We start from the raw sequence: 21,312 nt of genomic DNA on the forward strand, positions 1-21,312 counted from the left end.
CCGAGCGCTGGAGCGCCTCCAGTGTCCCTCGCAGCGCCTGGGTGGCGGGATCTCCCTCGGGGGGCGCGGGCCAGTTGAGGCCCAGCTCGATCAGCGTGTCATCCGTGGGCTCGACAGCCAGGGAGGGCAGGTGGCGCGGCGCCTCGCGGTGGCGCACGTCGGTGCCTCGGCCCACCTCGCCTCCGATGAGCCCTCGGCGCTCGGCCTCGGCGTAGGCGCGAGTGACGGTGCCCACCGTCACTCCAACCCGCTCGGCCAGCTCGCGGTGCGTGGGCAGCCGAGTGCCGGGAGCCAACCGCCCCTCCTCGATGTCTACCGCCAGCGCATCCGCGATGGCTCGGTAGAGCGGCCCGTCCCGGCCTTGGAGTTCCGGTGTCCAGCTTGTCATGGTGACAATTAATACAATTGACGCCGGATTGTCCGCAATGCATTTATTGTCACCGTCGAATCTTTGGATTGTGTGGAGACAATCTGGGCGGGGCGCCGAGCCCTGCCTGAGCCTTGGAAGGAGCACGTCATGCAGGTCTCGATCGTCGATGCCTTTACCCGGACCCCTGGAGCCGGCAACCGCGCGGGGGTGGTGCTGGACGCCGCGGGCCTGGACACGGGGGCCATGCAGCGGATCGCCGCGGCGGTGGCTGCCTCGGAGACGGCGTTCGTGCTCTCCCGGCCGGGGGATGTGGCGGTGCGCCTGCGCTACTTCACCCCCACGGACGAGATCGAGTTCTGCGGCCACGCCACCGTGGCCTCGTTCCACCTGCTGAGCGAGCGCGGCCTGCTGGACCGGGCGGGACACTTCCGGCTCGACTGCGCCGCCGGGACGTATGACGTGGAGCTGGAGCCGGTGGACGCGCGCCACAGCCGCGTCTGGATCGTCACCCCGCAGTACCCGTGGCGCGAGAGCCCAATGCCCCTCGAGTCGGTGATGCCGCTGCTGGGCGGCACGGCGGAGATGGTGGATCGCTCGCTGCCGGTGCTGGCCAATGGGCACAAGCTCTTCGTGCCCCTGCTGCGCCGAGACGATATCTGGGCGCTGGCCCCCCGGAACGAGGCGCTGGTGGCGGCCATGCAGCCCCATGGCCTCCGAGGCGTGTTCGCCTTCACCCGCGAGACCCAGGAGGCCAGCAGCATGACGCACGCGCGCTTCTTCGCGCCGGGGTTCGGGATCGCCGAGGATCCGGTGACGGGCTCCGCGCACGGGCCGCTGGCCGCGTACCTGGTCAACCACGGAGTGCTGCGGCTGCCCGAGGCGGGAGGCCCGGTGCGCGTGCGGGCCGAGCAGGGAGACGCCATGGGCAAGCCGGGCCGTGTGGAGCTCGAGGTGAAGGGGCGTCCAGGCGCGCTCGAGCGGGCGCGCGTTGGCGGCGCGGCGGTGACGGTCATCGAGGGCGAGCTGCGAGTCTGAGCGCGCCTCAGGCCCCCGGGTAGCGCTGGCCGAAGCCCCTCGCTCACGGGGAGGGGCTCTGGAGCTGGCACTCGGAGTGAGCCTCCTGCTGTGGACGCCTGGCGTGGCACGAACAGGGTAATGTACCGCCCCCGTATCAGTGCCCGGGCGGCGAGAGCGCACCGCGAAGTGGTGCGAGGGCTCGCCAGCACGTAAACAGGCGTCATCAGGTAGGAGGAGAGGGGCTGAATGAAGACGTTCCTCGTGGTCAACCCGCGCAGCGCCGGTGGTCAGACGGGGAAGCGCTGGGCGGAGCTGTCCGCCCAGGTGGGCCGGGCCATTGGCGACTTCGGGCAGGAGTTCACGGCCGGAGCCATGGACGCGGCGCGCATCGCCCGCAAGGCCATCCAGGATGGCTACGAGTGCATCGTCGCGGTGGGCGGGGACGGCACCATCAACGAGGTGGTCAACGGCTTCTTCCACGAGGGCAAGGCGATCAACCCGAACGCGGCGCTGGGCGTCATCCCGCGCGGCACGGGCGGAGACTTCCGGCGGGCGTTCGGGTGGGACCTGGAGCTGGAGTCGGCGCTGGCGCGGCTGCACACGGAGAAGACGGAGCCCTTTGACGTGGGGCTGGTGGAGTACACCAACCACGAGGGCAAGCTGGAGCGGCGCTACTTCGCGAACATCGCCTCGCTGGGGGTGAGCGCGTTCGTGGCGAACGAGGTGAACACGAGCAACAAGGCCCTGGGCGGCAACATGGCGTTCGTGTGGGGCACGGTGAAGGGGATGTTCCGCTTCGAGCCGCCCACCGTGAAGCTGCGCGCGGACGGAGGTGAGCCGCAGGTGCTGCCCATCAACGTGGTGGCGGTGGCCAACGGCCGGTACTTCGGCAGCGGGATGTGCGTGGCGCCGGACGCGCTCACGCACGATGGGCTCTTCGACATCACCATCTGGACCGGCTACACGCTGAAGGACTTCATCTTCAAGTCCAAGGGCATCTACAGCGGCGAGCACGTGACGTGGAAGGGGACCCGGCGTCTGCAGTGCCGCTCGTTCGAGGCGGAGAGCCCGAGCGGGCAGGAGGTGCTCATCGAGATCGACGGCGAGGTGCCCGGCCGGCTCCCGGTGAAGATGACGGTGCTGCCCGCGGCCATCCGCCTCAAGGTGTAGCTGCTCGGTGGCTTTCTACAGAACAGAAGAGCCTCGCAAGGCCAGTCCGAATGAGGGTATGACGAGCATTGAGGATGACGGGGATTCTCTGAGGGTCGGCGGTCAATGCGGGGTAAGGTCGGATTGTCTTGTGGAGGTGTTGCCAAGTGGGTTCGTTATAGCGTGATTGCTCGTGACCAGCACTTGTCAAAGCTACTCGGGTGATGTCTTTGAGGATGGTAAGTGTTGTCATGGGGGTTCGTGTAGCTGCCGCAAAAAGCTTGTGAGGCATTGACCACAATGCGGCAGGCGAGTGCTTGGCGGGCATATGGGCGCTGATAGTTAAGGCGCTGAGCGCCCGCCGATCTCTGGGAAGCGCTCGTAGGCGAGAAGCAGCGCCTTGAGGTGCGCGGGATGGTCGAGATCCAACGGCGCCTCCGTGAGCCGGACCACCCACCCGCCCGTCGCGGTGCGCTTTGCCCAAGAGAGCAACTCCGCGTCGCAGTCGAGCCTCGGGAACCCGATGGCGTGTGCGGTAGCGGCCGACCAGTAGTTCAGCCACCCGAGGCAATGCGGAATCTCGGGAGCACGGAGGGAGTCTGGGAACTTGAGCGCTGGCAGCCCCCGTGGAGGGTCCCCTGGCTTTCGCACCGGATCTCGGGTCTGCCGCGAAATCTCGACGGCTGCGTTGAACGGCGTTGCGCGACCCCAGAACGCGCGTGCGCCTTCCGCCACGCCTTCGAGCACCGCCGCCGCCGCTGCAATGCCGGCTGCGTTCAGCGGCAGCTTGGCATGAACTTCCAGTTGGGCCTGCCCTCCAGGGGAGATGTTCGTCGCCGCTTCCCATCCGGACACCGACACGTAGTGGCTCTCATTGCCATTGTGGAGGAGCGGAAATTCTCCGACCCGCCTCTGTTGGGCGAGCCATGCATCGCGATCCGCCAGGAGGGTGCGCTTCCCCTCGTCGGAAGTTGTCCACACGAGGCGCAAGCCCGGAAACGCGCGCTCCATTCCACGCACAATGGCCAGAGGGCGGGCATCGTCGCCTACGAGATCAGGCGCGTGGACGATGATGACAAGCTCATGGGGGTTGTTAGCGACCATGTCAGCACCAGTCCATGACGATGATGTCGAGGGTGGAATCCTGTGCTTCAAGAGCAGCTTTGTGCGCAGCACTGCGCACGCCGACTCGAAAGCCAAACCCACAGGCCCTTGCGAGTTCGCGCTCGCGCCGAAATTCCCGCACCTGCTTTCGGATGACGATGTCTCGAAGGTCGGGCGGGTACGTGTCGAAGTTGTCGGTCTTGACCTCCCACAGCATGCTCGCGGCCGGTTGCAGAGCATCGAACGCCTTGCCGTTGACCAGCGCGTTGGCGCCACGGAAGGCGTTGAGCGGAACATTGTCGGCGCACGTGTCATGGAAGGGATGCCCCCCCTTGGGTGGCACCCGTCTGGGCGTGCACTCAGGGCCACGATCCGAGGGATCTGGTGACTGTGGGGGCAGCCAGTCCCGGCCTGAAGAGGAACCGTCTGGCTCAGGTCGTCGGTCCGCCTGGGGTTCGTCTGAGGTGGCTGCAGTCACGGGCGCTGCTCTCCCGGAGGACGCCTCGGCCTCGGTGTTGCCACGGGGCCTGCGCGCATAGTCATCGAGCGCCTCGGCGATCGCGACGGCGACCACTACCGTCCCGATGATGACCACCGCTCCCACGACAAGTTCTGGCTGCGTCAAGAGGCAGATGCCGACCATCGTCTCCAGGGTGGCCGCATCCGCCGAGGCGACAGAACAACGTCGCTCGGTATCGCGAAACCGGATCCGCTTGGAGTCGAGCGCGTGAAAGCATCGCTCCACCACCACGGGCCAGGGATGGGAGGCTTCATGGACCACGCACTGCCCCTCGTCCCTCCAGGGCAGCGTCGCCGCTCTCTGAAGATTGACGAGCCTCGGGTTGCGGGCCACCGGCTCCTTTACGCTTGGCTCCGTCGTAGCGCAGGCAGCAACGAAGAGCAGAGGCAGGAGTGCACTGCTAGGTCGGAGGAGCATGGCCACTTTCTTCCATCAAGCGTGTGTGCTGGGACAAGGCTAGCCCGTTCTGGGATAGGTCGGCCGCCTCGGTGAGCATGCTTGGGGCCTACCGAAGGGTAGCCCCGGCTGCCCGCTGTCCAGGCAGCCAACGTACAGAGTTGGGCACAAGCGACCCGACCTGATGCATTCTATCCGTGCTGGCGTTATGTCCGCCTCCACGCGCCATCGAGGTGTGTCCTCGGTGGCCGGGTGCTCAGGATTCCGGAGTCGCTCTCATGTCTCAGCGAGACCCTTCTCAGCTCGATCTCTTCACCGGCGGCGTCTCACCGACGCAGGCGCGCCGCTCCCGGAAGGCGGAGCCCGTGGGGCCCGCTCCCGTCTCGGAAGAGGTGCGCGCCCTCGGCGAGCGGCTGCCCCAGGGCCTCTATCTCGGCACCTCCTCCTGGGCCTTCCCGGGCTGGGCGGGCCTCGTCTACGACCGGGACGCGGCGCAGTCGATGCTCGCGCGACAGGGGCTCTCGGCCTATGCCCGGCACCCGGTGCTGCGCACCGTGGGCATCGATCGGACCTTCTACAGCCCCGTCTCCGCCGTCACCTTCGCCGAGTACGCCGCCCAGGTGCCTCCCGGCTTCCGCTTCCTCGTGAAGGCCCACGAGGTCTGCACCATGGCGCGCTACCCACTGCACGAGCGCTATGGTGTCCACCGAGGCCAGATCAACGATCGCTTCCTCCAGGCCAGCTACGCGGCCGACATGGTGGTGGCGCCCTTCGTCGAGGGCTTGGGTGACAAGGCCGGGCCGCTCGTCTTCCAGTTCCCGCCCCAGGACCCCCGCTCCTTTGGAGGCCCGGGGCGCTTCGTCGAGCGGCTCCATGCCTTCTTCGCCGCGCTGCCTCGCGGCCCCCTTTACGCCGTCGAGGTCCGCAACGACGAGCTGCTCACCGAGGGCTTTGCCCAGGCGCTCTCCGAGCTGGGCGTGTGCCCGGTGCTCTCGGCTTGGCGGCAGATGCCGCCGGTGGTGCACCAGGCCGTGCGCACTCGCGCGCTCGAGTCCCGCGCGCTCGTGGCGCGGTGGATGCTGCCGCCGCACCTTGGCTACGAGGAGGCCTACGCCCGCTACGCGCCCTTCGATCGGCTCGTGGACGAGGACATCGTCACCCGCGAGGCCCTGGCGGGCATCTGCGCCGCTGCCTCGCATAAGGGGCTGCCGGCCTTCGTGATCATCAACAACAAGGCTGAGGGCAGCGCTCCCTTGTCCGCCCTCAAGCTCGCCGCGAGCATGGATCAGGTCCTCAGCGGCCGACGTGGCGCGTCATCGGGTAGTGCGTAAGGAATTTTGCACCTGGAAGACCTGGCAGGTCGTGCATACCTCTTGCTAGAAGAGGAAGACATGAAGCCACTCATGCTAGCGGCACTCGTGGTTCAGCTGACGTCTGCGGGCGGCGCGGGGAGCGGCACGGCCAGTGAGCAGGAGAAGGCAGGGTCTTCCGCCGCGGACGTAGGAAAACATTTCTCTGCCCTGAAGAACGAAGTCACCTCCCTGTCGCAACAGTTCCGCGAGGCGCGGCAGAAGGCTCGGCTCGAGGCGGAGCGGAAGAAGCAGGAGTCCGAGGGCGTCTATGCGCCGCCGAACCAGCGAACCGCCGCAGTCCCCTCCACCCCTGGAGGACAGTCTCTCTGAAGACGAAGTGGTCGAACTTCCAGTCGATGGAAATCTCGATCTGCATCTTTTTCACCGCCCGCCAGTGAGGCTGATGGGGGCTGGGGCGCCACCTGGGTTCGGCTCAAGGCCCTGGAACCATGATTGACGACCTCTGGTACAAGAACGCCATCGTCTACTGCCTGGACGTCAAGACGTTCATGGACTCCAACGGCGATGGGGTGGGCGACTTCGAGGGGCTGACCCGGCGCCTGGGGTACCTGGCCGGCCTGGGCGTCAACGCGGTGTGGCTGCTGCCCTTCCACCCCTCGCCCATGAAGGACAACGGCTACGACGTCTCCGACTACTACGGGGTCCACCCGAGCGTGGGCTCGCTGGGGGACTTCGTCGACTTCGCCCACGAGGCGAAGAAGCACGGCATCCGGATCCTGATGGATCTGGTGCTCAACCACACTTCGGATCAGCACCCATGGTTCAAGGCGGCCGTGAGCGATCCGGGCTCGAAGTTCCGCGACTGGTACGTCTGGTCGAAGAAGAAGCCTCGGGAGGCCAACAAGGGCATGGTCTTCCCCGGCGTGCAGAAGAGCACCTGGAGCTATCACCCGGCCGCCAGGGCGTACTACTTCCACCGCTTCTACAAGTTCCAGCCGGACCTCAACATGGAGAACCCGGACGTCCGGACCGAGGTTCAGCGCATCATCGGCTTCTGGCTGCAGATGGGCGTGTCCGGCTTCCGGGTGGATGCGGTGCCCTTCGTCATCCAGAAAGAGGGCCCCCGGGGGCCCCACCCCGAGCAGTACGAGCTGCTGAGGAACATCCGCGAGTTTCTGCAGTGGCGGGCCGGGGACGCGATCCTGCTCGCCGAGGCCAACGTGCAGCCGAAGAACGATCTCGACTACTTCGGCGACGACGGCGACCGGATGCACATGATGTTCAACTTCCTGGTCAACCAGAACGTGTTCTACGCGCTGGCCTCGGCGGACGCGCGGCCGCTGGCCAAGGTGCTGGAGCGCACCCGGGTGACCGAGGAGTTCTCGCAGTGGGCGCACTTCCTGCGCAACAACGATGAGCTGGATCTCGGCCGGCTCACCGACAAGCAGCGCGAGCGGGTGTTCGAGGAGTTCGGCCCCGAGCCGAAGATGCAGCTCTACGAGCGAGGCCTTCGCCGCCGGCTGGCGCCGATGTTCGAGGGGGACCGCCGGCGGCTGGAGCTGGCCTACAGCCTCATGTTCACGCTGCCGGGCACACCGGTGATGCGCTACGGCGATGAGATCGGCATGGGAGAGGATCTCTCGCTCAAGGAGCGGGCCGCGTTCCGCACGCCCATGCAGTGGTCCACCGAGCGCAACGCGGGCTTCTCCACCGCGAAGAAGACGATCCTGCCCGTCATCTCGGAGGGCTTCTTCGGCTACCCCCGGGTGAACGTCGCCGATCAGCGGACGGATCCCAACTCGCTGCTGAACTGGACCGAGCGCCTCATCCGCGCTCGCAAGGAGTGCCCGGAGATTGGCTGGGGTGAGTGGCGCGTGCTGGAGACGAGCTCGCCGCACGTGCTGGCGCTGCGGTACGACTGGCGGAACAACGGGGTGGTGTTCCTCCACAACTTCGACGCCAAGAGCCGGACGGTGACCTTCGGGGCCGGGAGTGCGGACGCAGGGCTGCTGGCGAACCTGCTCTCGGGCGACCACTCGCGAGCGGATGGACGCGGCCAGCACCAGATTGAGCTCGAGGGCTACGGCTACCGGTGGTTCCGCGTGGGCGGGCTCGACTACATCCTCAAGCGTTCCAGGTAGAGACCCAGACGCTTGTCACCGTGACGAGCGTTCTGGCGCCCGCCTGTCCCTTGGCTGCCGCAACCTCGTCGCCATCTCCACCTTACAGGGACAAGACATTGTGACGAGGCGCCTGCCGTGGGCGCCTTCCTGCGGCAGCGCAGGGGAGGAGAGGACCATGAGGAAGGCAATCCTGGCGGCAACTGCCGTGGCGCTGACCTGGGGAGTGGCCGGGACGGCCAGCGCGCAGCAGACCAATAACGCGGCCCAGCCGCCGCTCGCGGGCAGCTATCAGTTGCAGCAGCCCATGGCGGGCAGCTACCAACTACAGCAGCCGCTCTCAGGCAGCTACCAGCTACAGCAGCCCATGGCGGGCAGCTACCAGCTACAGCAGCCGCTCACGGGTAGCTATCAGCTACAGCAGCCCCTGACGGGCAGCTATCAGCTACAGCAGCCGCTCATGGGCAGCAGCAACCTGAATCAACCACTGACGGGCAGCAGCCCCCTCCTGCAACCGTTGGCGGGCACCACGCCCCTCCCGCAGTCGTTCCTGGACAGCTCCGCGCTGGACTCGGCGATCATGGGGAACTTCGGCACGCAGCCGTCCACGCCGAGCTCCACGCAGCCACTGCCCCAGAGCAGCTACGGCGTCCCCCAGCCTCCCGTGGGCAACTTCAACATGCAGCCGCTCATCGGGACGACTCCCGGCGCCCAGCCCGCGGGCCAGTAGGTCGTCCGTCGAGCCGGTTCCTGTCGGAGGAGGGCGGGCTCCACCCCGCTCTCAGGAGTGGAGGAAGGGAACCGCTTGCCGGATCCAGGCGAGCGCGTGCGCGAACCAGATGGGCGCATCATGCCCGAACCACGCCAGCGCATGCCCGAGCCAGGAGAAAAGGTGCTCCGCGTTCATTCCCAGCGTGAAGGCCAGCACGAAGAGGAACATGACCCCCAGCACCGGACGGAGCCTGCGCGGTGACGGCGCGGGCGTCACAGCCACGGGCTCGGAGACGCGCTTGGCCGGCACGCGATTGAAGTTGGTCGGCTCGTGGTCCTGCAGGTCCGGGACGAGGAGCACCAGGCGGATGCCGCCGTCGAACAGCGTGTCCATCAGCTTGCGGGTGAACCGCTCATACTCCTCCTGGCTGATGTCGGGCTCGTAGCCGTGGCGGCTCTCGTGGAGCAGCACCATCACGCTGTAGCTGCGGATCTGCGCCTCCTTCTTCGAGACGTCCAGCCAGCCGCAGAAGATGGCCGGATCCTGGTCCTGGCTCGGGATGAGCAGCAGCGGCTCGCGGGGCTTGCGCTTGTTCTTGGAGCCCGGCGGCTCGCCGATGTGAAGCCGGTAGCGGACCGAGCCGTACATGCGCTCGGCGAACGCGGTCCGCACGAAGTCCGCGATGCGCGAGGGCTTGGGCTTCTTCGCAGGAGCAGGGGCCAGCGCCTTGCGAGACTTCGTCTCCGGCCGCGGCGCATCCACCGGAGCGCGGAGCGAGGGGGTGAAGGAGGGCTCGTCGTCGTAGTCACGCATGGGAGGGGGCGGACGGACGGAGGCGGACTGCGCCACGCCGGAGATGGAGGGGACTCGGGGGAGGATGGGAAGATCCGCCAACAGGTTAGCGGCATCCTCCTGCGCATCCCAGGGGAGTTCCGGATTGGCGCTCAGCGCGCGGCGCGCCCCGGTCTTCGGAGCCTTGGGGAGCGGCGAAGAGAAAGGGGGCGGCTCGTTCCTCCGAGCACTGGAGCCCGTGAGCCCCGCATCCCGTTGTCTGTTCGCCATGGACCGCTCCTCCTGCATCGTGGGTCAGTCCCACGTCCAGGAAGCTGTAATGTATTCCTCAGGTCCACATCAAGAGGGATACGGCGGAAATGTGTGTCAAGTCGGACAGTGTATGCGAAGAGATTGGAAATAGGCGATGAGGCAGGAATCCGGGGCTCAGCTCAGCCAGAAATAGGCGGAGGCGATGAGCGAGCGCTTCTCGTTCACCTTCGCCTTGTGCACCAGGTCCGCGATCTGCCGGTCCTTGGCCGCGTAGCGCTTCTCTTCCTCATTGCGCAGCGAGGCCAGCTTCTTGCGGTACTCGCGCTCCATGCGGTCCGCGTGGGCGCGGGCCTTGATCCGGTCCGCGGCCTCCTCCGCCGCCACCACCGCCTTGCGCGCCTCCGCCCACTGCTCGCGCGTGCGCTCCACCGCCTCGCGCGACTCCAGCAGACAGTCCTCGGCGTAGCGGTCCGCGCGCTCGCGGGCCCGGTCCAGCTCCCAGGCGTTGCGGCGCTCGGCGGCGCGGATCAGCTCGTCCTTGGCCATGAGCAGCGCCTGCTCCTGGAGCAGTGACACGGACACGGCCTCGGGCTGCCGGCGCTTCTCCGGCTTGGCCGCCAGCTTCACGAAGTGCGCGCCGTCGGCCATCGGCAGCGCCCGGAAGCCTCCGTCCTTTTCGCGGATCAGCACCAGGTGGACGAGCTTCTCCTCGGGCTTGAGGCCCGACAGCTCGAACTTGTAGACGAACCACCAGCCCTCGTAGCCCGCCAGCCGGGCCAGCCGCGAGGGCAGCCCCGCCGCGTCCAGCTGCAGGTAGTTGATGGCGTCGTGCGTCCGGTCGCGCACGGCGTAGGCGGCCTTGGCCACCTGAAGCCGGCCCGAGGCCCGGTTGCCCAGCACGGAGCCCGTGAGCGCCCGCGCCTCCTGCTGCCTGCGCGCGAGCACCTCCTTGGTCTGCTCTCCGGCCAGCTTCAGCCGGCGGCGCACGTCTCCATCGAAGCGCTCCAGCACCACCGAGCGCATCTCCGTCATGCGCGAGCTGATGCGCTGCTCCATGTCCGAGCGCAGCTTGTCGAAGGCGGCGTTGATCTCGTCCGGGTGGCGGCAGGACTGGTAGATGTCCAGCACGCGGCGCTCGAAGTCCACGCCGCTCTCGAGCGCGCCGAGGATCTCGTCCGAGGCGCCGAACACGCCGTCGAAGAGGTTGAGCTTCTTCTCCAGCAGCTCGAACAGGCGCGCGTCCGCGGCGTTCTGCCGGTTGAGGAAGTTGATGACCAGCACGTCGCGCTGCTGGCCGTAGCGGTGGCACCGGCCGATGCGCTGCTCCACGCGCTGGGGGTTCCACGGCAAGTCGTAGTTCACCACCAGGTTGCAGAACTGGAGGTTGAGGCCCTCGGCGCCGGCCTCGGTGCAGATGAGGATCTGCGTGCGGTTGCGGAACTCTTCCACGAGCCCGCGCCGCTCCTCGGGCGTGGCGGCCACGTCTCCGGACAGCAGGGAGATCTTCCCCTGGTAGCCGTGGGCCGACAGCAGGTTGAAGAGGTACTGCTGCGTGCGCTTGGACTCGGTGAAGATGAGCGCCTTCTCCGGCCACTGGTGCGCCCGCATCACCGTGAACGTCCGGTCCAGCGCGCGCTTGAGCGCCTCGCCCTTGGCGTTCACCTTGATGGATTCCGCCAGATCCGCGTACTGCTTCAGCTCCCACACCTCGTTCTGGAGCGTGCGGATGTTGCTGGGCTTGGCGGGCTCGTCCGACCACTCCTCGCCCTCTTCGGCGTACTGCTTGGCCTCCTCGGGCTCGAAGAGGGCCAGGGCCTGGGCGCCCAGCTTGGCCGCCTCCAGGCGCTTGTCCAGGTTGTCCGCGAGCTTCCGCAGCGTGGGGGCGATCGCGTAGGTGGAGGAGGCCAGCAGCTTGCGGTAGCAGAGGGTGAGCAGCGTCTTCTTGCCCGGCTCGATCGCCGCCGCCTCCGAGCGCCGGAGGTACTCGCTCACCTTCTCGTAGAGATCTTGCTCCTCGGGCGAGGGCGCGAAGTCCTCCACGATGCTGCGGCGGTTGGTGTAGCGCACGTACTCGCGCACCTGCCGGCGCAGCGTGCGCTGCACCACCGGAGCCAGCCGCTCCTTGAGCTCGGTGACGGCGTCTTCCTTGAGGCCGCCGCACTCTGGGTCCACCTGGTAGCGGCTGCGGAAGGCGTGCTCGGGGCCGAGGATCTGCTCGTCCAGCAGCGACATCAGCCCGAACAGCTCCATGAGATCGTTCTGGAGCGGCGTGGCGGTGAGCAGCAGCTTGGGGCGGCCCTGGAGCGCGGCGCGCAGGGCCTGGCCCGTCTTGTGGCCGTGCTTGTGGGCGTTGCGCAGGCGGTGGGCCTCGTCGATGACGACCACGTCCCAGGGGATCTCGGCGAGCAGCGCCGCCTTGTTCGCGGCGAAGGGGTGCGAGCAGATGACGGGGAAGGGCTGATCGAAGCAGTTGCCGGTGGCGCGCACGGTGCGGCCGTCCACCAGCACGGACTCGAGATCAAACTTCTCCTTCAGCTCACTGTTCCACTGCGCGCGCAGCGTGGCGGGCGCGAGGATGAGGATGCGCGTCTTGCCCTCGGCGATGAGCTGGCCGATGGCGAGGCCCGCCTCGATCGTCTTGCCCAGCCCCACCTCGTCCGCGAGCATGCAGCCGCCGCGCGACAGCGAGTCGAGCGCGAACGAGGCGGCCTCGACCTGGTGCGGGTTGAGATCAACCTTGGCCTCGGACAGCGCGTTGGCCATGCGCTGGTGCGAGTCGGCGCTGCGGAGGGTGAGCTCCTCCGAGAGCAGCCGCTCATGGAACGGCGTGAGGGGCCGTCCAGGCTCCGCCTCGTTCCGTGCCGCCGTCGCCGCCGCCGCAGACACCTCGACTTCGACTCTCAGACCTCGCGCGACCTCCACACCCAAGACCCGATCTCCGTTCGAGGAAGCACCGCCAACTGCGACGGGCATGTAGCACGGGCGCTATTTTGGGGAGCAAGATCGCGCTGTAAAGGGGGTCGTCTCCGAGGCCGGAAAATCGGCTCCGGAGCGATTGGCACGGTTCTTTATCAGCGACGCCGTGATGCGGGCATGTGCCGGGCTCTCGCACAAGGGACTTGACGGCGGACGGTGGAACAGTTCCTGGTGCGCCGCGCTTTGGGGCCGGAGGACAACGCCACCTTCTGCCCGTGGCTCAGTGGCAGTCCTCGCCCTGGCAGATGTTGTTCGAGCAGTCTGTGCCCGAGAGACAGGCGCTTCCGATCCCGATCCCCTTGTCCGAGTCTGAAGACTTCGAGAACGGCGAGCACTCGCCAAAGTCGCAATTTCCACTGGGGCAGTCGATGTCAAAGGTGCAGGCCTGCGCCTTCTTCGTTGGCGATGCCTGATCCGACGACTGCGTTGGCACCGTCGCACAGCCGGCCAGCAAGCCCAGGAGCAGCAGGAGCGTTCGTGTCATGTCTCCAAGACCCTCCAGGCCCCTGAAAGGTTAGAGCAGTCCGCGCGACTTCACGTGCAGGTAGGTGTTGATGGCCGCCGCGCCGAAACCTCGAGCCGGCGCGCGCACCACCAGCACCCCGGAGTCCCGCAGCGTCACCGCTGTGCGCCGGTACTCGTCCTCCAGGCGCGCGGCGGCTTGGCGTGTGTAGGCGTCCTGCGGCTCTCTCGGTACGCCTGTGGCCGCGGCCTGGAGATCCTCGTCCAGCAGCGAGGCCACCAGCGGCAGGTGGCGCGGGCGCAGCATCAGCGTGCGGGCCACCAGCGTGCCCGAGGCATCCGGATCCACCAGGTCCGTGAAGAGCACCACCAACGAGCGCCGAGAGCTGCGCGCGAAGGCGAAGTCGTAGGCCCGGCCGTAGTCGCTCTCCTCGAGCGCGGCCTCGGCGCGGTAGAGCGCCTCGGTGAGCAGGCGCAGGTGCTCGCGCCCCTTGCGCGGGGGCAGGTAGGCGCGCACGTCGCTGGCGAAGGCGAGCACTCCCACCAGATCCCCCGCGTCCAGGCTCACCTTGGCCAGCCGCAGCGCCGCGTCCACCGCGTGATCCAGCTTGCGGCGGCCGTCCACTTTGCCCGCCATGTGGCGCCCGCAGTCCAGCAGCAGCAGCACCGGCTGGTTCCGCTCCGGCTGGTACACGCGCACCATGGTCCGAGCCCGGCGCGCCGAGGCCTTCCAGTCGATGGTGCGGTAGTCATCTCCGGTGCGGTACTCGCGCAGGGACTCGAACTCGCGGCCTTCGCCCGGGCGCGGCTGGGGGCGCTCGGCCGGAGCATCCGAAGCTCGCGCCAGGGCCAGCGCCTCCTGCGTCAGCGCGGTGAGATCCGGATACACCTTCACCACCTGCTCGGCGGGAACGCGGACCTGCCGCGCGCACAGGCCCAGCGGGCCCATCAATCTCAGGTGGATATCCCCGAAGCGCACGTCCCCGCGGGCCGGCGGATGCACCGTGTAGCTCACCCGCGTCGGTTGCAGGCCCGGTGCGACGGAGAAGGGCTGCCGGTGCCCGTCCACCGCCACGTCCACGGGGGCCTCGTCCCGGAGCTCGCCTCGGATGGGAGCCTCGCGGCGGCAGGTGAGCTCCAGGTGCACGGCGTTGTCCACGCCCGAGCGCAGGATGGGCTCCACCTCGCGCCGGAGCTCCACGTCCGAGGCCCGAGGGGCCCGCGCGAAGTCCACCACGCACAGCACCCCCACGGCCACGTCGAGCGCCAGCGCCAGCCACGCGAAGGCGGGGCTCGCCACGGCCAGCGCCGCGGGCACGAGCGTCGACGCCAGCAGCGCCACGGCGAGCCCGGTGGGGACGGGGCGGCCCAGGCTCACCGGGGAACCTTCACCTGCTCCAGCGTTTGCCGCAGCACATCGTCCGGAGTGACGCCCTCCACCTCCGCCTCCGCCTTGAGCAGCAGGCGGTGGTTGAGGACGCTGGGCACCACCGCCTTCACCTCATCCGGGGTGACGAAGTCCGTGCCCTGCAGCGCCGCTCGCGCCTTGGCCGCGGCCAGGATCGCCTGCGCCGAGCGGGGAGAGGCTCCCAGGCGCACGCGCGGGTGGGCGCGCGTCTCGCGAGTGAGCTTCACCACATAGGCGAGGATGGACTCATCGCAGGTGACGCGGGCGGCCCGGGCCTGCAGCTCCGTCAGCGTGGGTAGATCCAGCACGTGCTCCACCGAGGCGGGCTTGCCCTCGCGCTGGTGGAAGCCTCGCAGCATGGTCACCTCGGCGTCCGCCTCCGGGTAGCCCACGCGCACGCGCATGAGGAAGCGATCGAGCTGCGCCTCCGGGAGCGGGTAGGTGCCCTCCAGCTCCAGCGGGTTCTGCGTGGCCACCACGAAGAAGTGCGGCGGCAGCGGATGGGAGACTCCGTCGATGGTGACCTGGCGCTCCTCCATCGCCTCCAGCAGCGCCGCTTGCGTCTTCGGCGGGGTGCGGTTGATCTCGTCAGCCACCAGCACCTCGGTGAAGACGGGGCCGCGCACCAGGCGGAAGAGGTTCTCCGCCGGATGGAAGACGTTGGTGCCGAGGATGTCGCTCGGCATCAGATCCGGGGTGAACTGGACGCGGGTGAACTTCAGGCCGAGCGCCGAGGCCATGCTGCGCGCGGTGAGCGTCTTGGCCACGCCGGGCACGCCCTCGAGCAGCACGTGGCCGCGGGCGAGGAAGGCCGTCACCAGATCCGTGATGACGTGACGCTGGCCGACCACGGTCGCGTCGAGCGCCGCGGTGAGCCGGGAGAGGGGAGTATCGCTGGGCATCGCGGCGGAGACGCTAGTCCGGTGGCCGCGCGAGGGCGCGGGTTTTTACGTGCGCTCCCTCAACCCCATGACCGAGCCCGTCAGCGCCGCAATCGTCCCGAGCAGCCCCAGGAACACCCCGAAGCTGGGCGACGAGTTCATGATCAGCCGGTTGCCGATGGCGGAGGGGACCTCGGTGGTGTCGAAGGCGGACTTGATGAAGACGACGGTATAGAGCAGGGAGAAGAACGACACTCCGAGCTGCATGGCCCAGGGCACCAGGGGGTTGAACTTCGGCAGGCTGCGGCGCACCCGGATGAAGATGGAGCCGATGACGATCGCCGCCCCGATCAGGGCGCCCGCGCCGGCGCTCATGAGCCCGAGCACGTCTCCCTCCGCGGCCGTCTCCTTCCAGGGCAGGAAGCAGGAGAGGATGACGAGGCAGCAGCCCCCGAAGGCGATCTTGTCCGAGCGCATCAGCTCGCCGAAGAACGCTCGCGCATCCGAGATGATCTCCTCGGGCGCCACGATCTTTCCGCTGGTGTTGGTGGTGGCGTAGCCCTTGGAGGCCGGCGAGGGAGGCAGGAGTGGCTTGCGCGGCTCGGCATCGTCCAGCTCCATGTCCGGCGCGCTGGCACTCGCGGACTGCGGCGCGGGGCGGACCGCGGGGACAGAGCGGGACACGGGCTTCGACACGGCGCGGACACCCGGCTTGCTACGAGCCCCTCCATCGGGGGAGACGGCTTTGACGGCGGGGCGTGAGCCTGTCTTGCCGGTGGCCACGCGCCGTGTGCCCGTGGTGACGGCGGACGTCGCACCGGTGCTTCCCGTGCGCGGCCGGGACGGAGGCTTCGTGGTCCGAGGATCCGCGGCTGCGCCCGTCGCTTCATCGTCACCGCCGCTCGGGGGCGGCTCAGCGGAGAGGAAGGACGCGTCGATGATGTAGTCGCACTTGGGGCAGATGGACGTGCCATCCGCGACCTGGGTGCCACAGCCGGGGCATTTCAGAGCCAGCGCTCCTTGCGCGAGGTTCAGGGGCGTCCATCTTCTGGCGCCGCGCCGTTCAAGTCAAACCAGTCACATCGTAACCCCTGGATTTCAGCGGGGATTTGGCCTACGCCGCACCTCATGCGCTCACTGTCTGCCCGCGTGTCCGCTTGCCTCCTGGCCCTGGCCAGCCTGTCGGCCTGCTTCCGGAACGTCCCCGCCGACGCGGGGGACTCCGAGGCTCTGGCTCGTATCGCGGACTGGGAGGACCGCCGCTCACTCGGGGAGGGACAGCTCACCGCGTGGGCCCAGGGACAGAGAGGAGCGGCGGTGCGGGCTCGCGCCTTGCGTGCGCTGGCGCGGATCCAGGATCCCGCGACGGCCGAGATCATCCTCGCCGGGCTCTCGGCGCCGGAGCCGGAGGTGAGGGATGAGGCCGCGTTCGCCGCGGGAGAGCTGGGGCTGTCCTGGGAGCCGCTACCGGAGGAGATGAAGGCCCGGCTGACTCAAGCGCTGCTCGCGGCCGAGGCGGCGGAGGCGGAGCTGTCCGTGCGGCGGACGCTGCTGGAGTCCTTCAGCAAGGTGGGGACTCCTGGCGCGGTGCAACGCCTCATCGAGCGGCTCGGAGACAAGCGGGAGGCCGTGGCGGGACGCGCGGCGCTGGCCCTGGGCGTGGCGGGTCGGCGGGGGGCCTCGCTCTCGGAGGTGCCCCTCGAACCGGTGGGAGCACTGCTGGCGCCGCAACAGCCCGAGGAGGCCCGCTACGGCGCCGCCTATCTGCTCGCCTATGTCCGGCGGCCTGCCGCGCTCGAGCTCCTGCGCAAGTGTGTCTCGGACGTGTCCCCGGATGTCCGAGCCCTGTGCGCGAAGGGCTTTCCGGAGGTGGCAGGGCCGGAGGATGCGAACCTCCTGGGCCGATTGCTGGAGGACTCGGAGCCTCGCGTGGCGGCCGAGGCGGCGCGTTCGCTGGCGAAGCTCGCCGCGAAGTGCAGCGGCCCTTGCGCGCCGCTGGAGGCGCTGCGGGCGCTGAAGCGGCAGGCGGGAGCCATCGCGGCGGGAGATTCCCCGGCGGGGCACGCGATCCTGGCCATGGCTCAGCAGGGGTTGCCTCCTGACGGCCGGCCGGTGCTCGAAGAGCTGCGGAGCTTGATTCGGCAGGCGCCTCGAGGGGCCTCGGCCGTGGTGCTCGAGGATCTGGCGTGGCTCGACTGCCGGCTCTCCGCGGCGATGGATCGGCAGACGGGGGCGCCCGCGGAGGTGCTGCGCTGCGGAGGCGACCGGGTGCCCGAGGCGCGGAGGTTGGCGCTCGGGCTTCGCGAGGTAGCGCAGACCCCCGGGCAGGGAGGCGCGAAGGAGGCGGTGGCCTGGCTGCAACACCCGGACGCGCGAGTGCGCCTGGCCGCGCTGGAGGCCCTGGGGGCGCGGCCCGTGCCCGAGGCGCTGGAGCCCCTGAGAGCCCTCATGAAGGGAGCGGATCCGGTGGTGGCCGCGGCGGCGGCGACCGTGGCGGGGAAGATGAAGGCGACGGAGGCCCTGCCCGAGGTCCGTGCGCTGGCGGTCCGAGTGCCCCAGGAGCCGGATCTGGCAGAGCCCGTGGCGGGGGCGCTCGTCGCGCTCGCGGGCAAGGAGGCGGAGCCTGTCCTTCGGACCTGGCTGGAGCATCCTCACGCCAACGTGCGGCGCGTGGCGGCGGATGCGCTCACCGGAATGACCGGTCAGCCCGTGCGCTCGGTGCGGCGGGAACTCCCGCCAGGGACAGCCCGTGCTCCCAAGGCCCCGGCGGGAGCGAAGCTCACCTTTCACACCCGGAAGGGTGACTTCACCGTCGCGCTGGACACACAGGAGGCCCCAGTCACCTCAGGCAACCTCTACGCGCTGGCGCGTAAGGGCTTCTTCCGAGACATCACCTTCCACCGCGTGGTGCCGGACTTCGTCGCCCAGGGAGGCGATCCGCGTGGGGACGGAGAGGGCGGTCCGGGCTACCCCATCCGCTGCGAGATGACACGCCGCCCGTACACCCGGGGCACCCTCGGCATGGCGCTGTCGGGCAAGGACACGGGAGGCAGCCAGTTCTTCTTCACCCACTCGCCGCAGCCGCACCTGGATGGCCGCTACACCTCCTTTGGAGAGGTGGTCTCGGGCATGGAGGTGGTGGACGCGCTGCAGGAGGGAGACGTCATCCTCGAGGTGCGGACGGAGCCCTGACGGGCCGGACCGGTCAGGGGAGGGGGCCAGCCGCTCAGGAGCCGCTCCCGACCGTTCGCCCGCCGAGCCGCGGTCCCACCCTCGAAGCATGCGCATGCTGTCGGCATTCCACGTTGCGAATCCGACGAGAGGTATGCGCCATGTCTACACTCAACCCCTCCTTCACCGGTCCGAGCGAGGCCGTGCCCCAGGTGGCGCCTGCCCCCTCGGTGCTGCCCCGGGTGAGAGCGCCGCGTCCCATGTTCGTGGCGGCGCTCGCCACGGGCCTCATCGCGGACCTGCTCCTGGACGCGGACCGCTGGGGCGTGTCCTTCCCCCTGGTCGTCGTCGCGCTGCTGGGAGCGCTCCTGGTGCTGGGCGGGCGAGAGGGCTGGCAGCGGGCCCGGCCGAATGCATGGCTCGCGGTGCCGCTGCTCGTGTTCTCGGGGTTCGTGGCGGTGCGTGCCAGCCCGTGGCTGATGGCGCTCAACGTGCTGGCCTCGGCAGTGTTGCTCCTGCTGCTCACCCACTTCTGGGCGGCGGGCCGGGTGCAGCGGTTGGGCCTGGGCGGCTATCCCCTCACCGTCTTCTTCTCCGCGGTGAACTTCCTGATCTACCCGCCGGCGGTGGCGCGTGACGCGGTGGATCTGCGAGGGGTTCGGCAGCACGTGCCGCGCCTGATGCCCTTCGTGAGAGGGCTGCTGTTCGCGCTGCCCGTGCTCGCGGTGTTCGCGGTGCTGCTCCAGTCGGCGGATGTGGCGTTCGCCTCGGCGATGGACCGGGTGCTGTCGGTGCCGCTGGGCGAGATGTTCGAGAGCGCCCTCACCCGCACGGTGGGCGTGGGGTTCTGCGCGTGCGTGGCGGCGGGTGTCTTCGGCCACGCGCTGCGCCGACGCGGGGCCCGTGAGTGGGGCGAGGCGGAGGCGCCGCCCGCGAAGGCGCGGCTGGGGATCATCGAGGCGCTGATGCTGGTGCTCTCGGTGGATGCGCTCTTCCTCGTGTTCGCTGGCTTCCAGGTCGCCTACCTGTTCATCGGCGGAGCCACTTCGCCGGCGCCCGGTTACAGCTATGCCGAGTACGCACGCCACGGGTTCTTCCAACTGGTGTGGGTGTCCGCGCTGACGCTGGCGCTGATCATGGCGCTGGCGCGGTGGACGCGCCGCGAGTCCCGGGGCGCGGAGCTGGCCTTCCGCGTGGGCTCCACGGGCACGGTGGCGCTGAGCCTGGTGATCCTCGCCTCGGCGATGAAGCGCATGGCCTTCTACGAGGCGGCGTTCGGCTACACGCACCTGCGCCTGTACACGCACGTGTTCATGTACGCGCTGGGCGCTGTGCTGAGCTGGCGCGCGGTGACGCTGTGGTGGCGCCCGGAGCGGTTCGCCATCGGGGTGTTCCTCACGGCGCTGGGCTCGGTGCTGGCCATCAACCTGGTCAACCCGGACGCCTTCATCGCGCGGAGCAACCTGGAGCTGCACGTGAGCTCAGGGGTGTTCGACATGGAGTACCTGTCCGAGCTCTCCACGGACGCGGTGCCCGCACTGGTGCAGGGCTCCACGGAGATGGACCCCAGCCGCCGGGCGGCGATGCTGGCCCCCTTCACCCAGCAGCTGAGCGGCGAGCGGAGCTGGACCGGGTGGAACCTTGGGGACTGGCAGGCGCGGCGGGCGCTCGATGCCGCCGGCTCTCTCCAGTAGCCGCGCTCCCGCTAGCCACCTCGCGGCTCAGTGGAGGCGATAACGGAACGGCAACTCCAGAAGGCAGGGATTGCCAAGCTCCGGAGGCGGTGGAGGAAAGGGCGCGGCGGCGCGCACGGTCTCCTGCGCGGAGTCGCACAGCACCGGATGCGGGCAGCGGCCCAGCAGCTCCATGCTGAGCAACTGGCCCTGGGAGCTGATGGACAAACGCAGCATCACATCCCCCTGGATGCCCGCCGCGGACGCCAGGTGCGGATAGCGCACGTGCTCGAACCGGTCGTGGATGAGCGTCTCCACATAGCGCTCCACCCACGCCTCCCGCTCCTCGGGTGTGAGCGGTGGTGGCACCGGCCCACCGCCAGGGAGCACTTCGCCAGGGACGCCGCCCACCCCTCCGCCCACGGGCACCTGCTGCACGTTGTCCAGCGTGACATCCATGGGGACGGCTCCGCCTTCGGCTTCAGAGGTATCGCGAGGGGACGAAGGCACGTCGTCGGCCTCGGGAAGGTTCTCGGAGGGCGGGAGCGATTCTTGGACCTCGGGCGCTCGCGTCGGCAGCGGTGCGGGCTTCAGGCGGGGAAGCACTTTGCGGGCAGCCACTCTCCGGGTGGCAGTCTGCGCGGGCACGGCTGCTGCGGCCGCCGCCGACGGAAGAGCGGGCCGGGCTGCCAGGAGCTTGAGGACGGGGGCGTCGTCATTCCCTGCACGGACGGGAAGGCGATTCGTCTCCCGCCCATCCGGCCTGGGCCCCATGACCGCGAGGAGGTGCAGGGCGAGGACGATCGGCACCACCCGTAACAGTCTCGCGCGGCGCTCAGCCTGGTGCGTATCGGCTTCGAGCACGGAGGCGAACAACACGGACTTCGCGTCAGCCTCCTGCCGCATGTGCTGGCCTCCCACCTATCCGGCCTGGCCCTGAGGCCTTCTGCCCAGAGAGAGATTCAAGTGCGGCGCGCCGCGTCCGTAAAGGGGCAG

At 68.9% G+C, this 21,312-nt stretch carries 18 protein-coding genes; 8 read left to right on the plus strand and 10 right to left on the minus strand.

What is annotated here, in order from left to right:
• The coding region (locus ACJ8AT_RS37130) for a GntR family transcriptional regulator (protein WP_407742713.1) at window positions 1-388 on the minus strand (388 nt) is incomplete at its 3' end.
• 129 nt (window positions 389-517) lie between these two features.
• Between ACJ8AT_RS37130 and ACJ8AT_RS37135 the strand changes: the two genes are divergently transcribed.
• Both ACJ8AT_RS37135 and ACJ8AT_RS37140 read left to right on the plus strand, forming a co-directional pair.
• A complete protein-coding gene (locus ACJ8AT_RS37135) occupies window positions 518-1,405 on the plus strand; it encodes a PhzF family phenazine biosynthesis protein (RefSeq protein WP_407742714.1) in 888 nt (295 codons plus the stop codon).
• Window positions 1,406-1,633: 228 nt separating this feature from the next.
• A complete protein-coding gene (locus ACJ8AT_RS37140) occupies window positions 1,634-2,557 on the plus strand; it encodes a diacylglycerol/lipid kinase family protein (RefSeq protein ID WP_407742715.1) in 924 nt (307 codons plus the stop codon).
• Window positions 2,558-2,878: 321 nt separating this feature from the next.
• On the opposite strand, the gene ACJ8AT_RS37145 is transcribed toward ACJ8AT_RS37140, so the two are convergent.
• Both ACJ8AT_RS37145 and ACJ8AT_RS37150 read right to left on the minus strand, forming a co-directional pair.
• Complete coding sequence (locus ACJ8AT_RS37145; RefSeq protein WP_407742716.1) at window positions 2,879-3,640, minus strand: DUF5953 family protein; 762 nt, start codon at window positions 3,638-3,640, stop codon at window positions 2,879-2,881.
• A 1-nt stretch (window position 3,641) separates the two neighbouring features.
• Window positions 3,642-4,493 (minus strand): DUF6310 domain-containing protein, encoded by an 852-nt coding sequence (locus ACJ8AT_RS37150; RefSeq protein ID WP_407742717.1) that lies wholly within the window; start codon window positions 4,491-4,493, stop codon window positions 3,642-3,644.
• Between the two features lie 341 nt (window positions 4,494-4,834).
• Here ACJ8AT_RS37150 and ACJ8AT_RS37155 point away from each other — a divergent pair, with 341 nt between their 5' ends.
• From ACJ8AT_RS37155 to ACJ8AT_RS37170, 4 genes are all read left to right on the plus strand, one after another.
• The gene (locus tag ACJ8AT_RS37155) at window positions 4,835-5,887 is read left to right on the plus strand and encodes a DUF72 domain-containing protein (RefSeq protein ID WP_407742718.1); all 1,053 of its coding nucleotides are present in this window, start codon (window positions 4,835-4,837) and stop codon (window positions 5,885-5,887) included.
• A gap of 60 nt (window positions 5,888-5,947) precedes the next feature.
• A complete protein-coding gene (locus tag ACJ8AT_RS37160; protein WP_407742719.1) occupies window positions 5,948-6,238 on the plus strand; it encodes a hypothetical protein in 291 nt (96 codons plus the stop codon).
• Between the two features lie 119 nt (window positions 6,239-6,357).
• Window positions 6,358-8,010, plus strand: coding sequence for an alpha-amylase family protein (locus ACJ8AT_RS37165; RefSeq protein ID WP_407742720.1), 1,653 nt, complete (start codon window positions 6,358-6,360; stop codon window positions 8,008-8,010).
• A 157-nt stretch (window positions 8,011-8,167) separates the two neighbouring features.
• Window positions 8,168-8,719 (plus strand): hypothetical protein, encoded by a 552-nt coding sequence (locus tag ACJ8AT_RS37170; protein WP_407742721.1) that lies wholly within the window; start codon window positions 8,168-8,170, stop codon window positions 8,717-8,719.
• A 51-nt stretch (window positions 8,720-8,770) separates the two neighbouring features.
• On the opposite strand, the gene ACJ8AT_RS37175 is transcribed toward ACJ8AT_RS37170, so the two are convergent.
• The 6 genes from ACJ8AT_RS37175 to ACJ8AT_RS37200 form a co-directional block, all read right to left on the minus strand.
• Window positions 8,771-9,763 carry a hypothetical protein gene (locus ACJ8AT_RS37175; RefSeq protein WP_407742722.1) on the minus strand — a complete coding sequence of 331 codons (993 nt, stop codon included), beginning with the start codon at window positions 9,761-9,763 and terminating at the stop codon, window positions 8,771-8,773.
• Window positions 9,764-9,919: 156 nt separating this feature from the next.
• Window positions 9,920-12,718 carry an SNF2-related protein gene (locus tag ACJ8AT_RS37180; protein ID WP_407742723.1) on the minus strand — a complete coding sequence of 933 codons (2,799 nt, stop codon included), beginning with the start codon at window positions 12,716-12,718 and terminating at the stop codon, window positions 9,920-9,922.
• 223 nt (window positions 12,719-12,941) lie between these two features.
• Window positions 12,942-13,205: a hypothetical protein gene (locus tag ACJ8AT_RS37185; RefSeq protein ID WP_407742724.1), complete on the minus strand. Its 264-nt coding sequence runs from the start codon at window positions 13,203-13,205 to the stop codon at window positions 12,942-12,944.
• Window positions 13,206-13,235: 30 nt separating this feature from the next.
• Window positions 13,236-14,561 carry a DUF58 domain-containing protein gene (locus ACJ8AT_RS37190; protein WP_407742725.1) on the minus strand — a complete coding sequence of 442 codons (1,326 nt, stop codon included), beginning with the start codon at window positions 14,559-14,561 and terminating at the stop codon, window positions 13,236-13,238.
• Window positions 14,558-15,493: an AAA family ATPase gene (locus ACJ8AT_RS37195; protein WP_407742726.1), complete on the minus strand. Its 936-nt coding sequence runs from the start codon at window positions 15,491-15,493 to the stop codon at window positions 14,558-14,560. The genes ACJ8AT_RS37190 and ACJ8AT_RS37195 overlap by 4 nt, the downstream gene beginning before the upstream one ends.
• A gap of 45 nt (window positions 15,494-15,538) precedes the next feature.
• Entirely contained in the window at window positions 15,539-16,156 is a 618-nt protein-coding gene (locus ACJ8AT_RS37200; RefSeq protein WP_407742727.1) for a hypothetical protein, read from the minus strand.
• A 465-nt stretch (window positions 16,157-16,621) separates the two neighbouring features.
• Here ACJ8AT_RS37200 and ACJ8AT_RS37205 point away from each other — a divergent pair, with 465 nt between their 5' ends.
• The gene (locus tag ACJ8AT_RS37205; protein ID WP_407742728.1) at window positions 16,622-18,664 is read left to right on the plus strand and encodes a peptidylprolyl isomerase; all 2,043 of its coding nucleotides are present in this window, start codon (window positions 16,622-16,624) and stop codon (window positions 18,662-18,664) included.
• 140 nt (window positions 18,665-18,804) lie between these two features.
• Complete coding sequence (locus tag ACJ8AT_RS37210) at window positions 18,805-20,337, plus strand: DUF4153 domain-containing protein (protein WP_407742729.1); 1,533 nt, start codon at window positions 18,805-18,807, stop codon at window positions 20,335-20,337.
• 27 nt (window positions 20,338-20,364) lie between these two features.
• On the opposite strand, the gene ACJ8AT_RS37215 is transcribed toward ACJ8AT_RS37210, so the two are convergent.
• Window positions 20,365-20,775 carry a TonB family protein gene (locus ACJ8AT_RS37215; protein ID WP_407742730.1) on the minus strand — a complete coding sequence of 137 codons (411 nt, stop codon included), beginning with the start codon at window positions 20,773-20,775 and terminating at the stop codon, window positions 20,365-20,367.
• Window positions 20,776-21,312 lie beyond the last annotated feature (537 nt).

Origin of the sequence: Hyalangium sp. (assembly GCF_045802625.1) — a bacterium.
GTDB lineage: Bacteria > Myxococcota > Myxococcia > Myxococcales > Myxococcaceae > Hyalangium.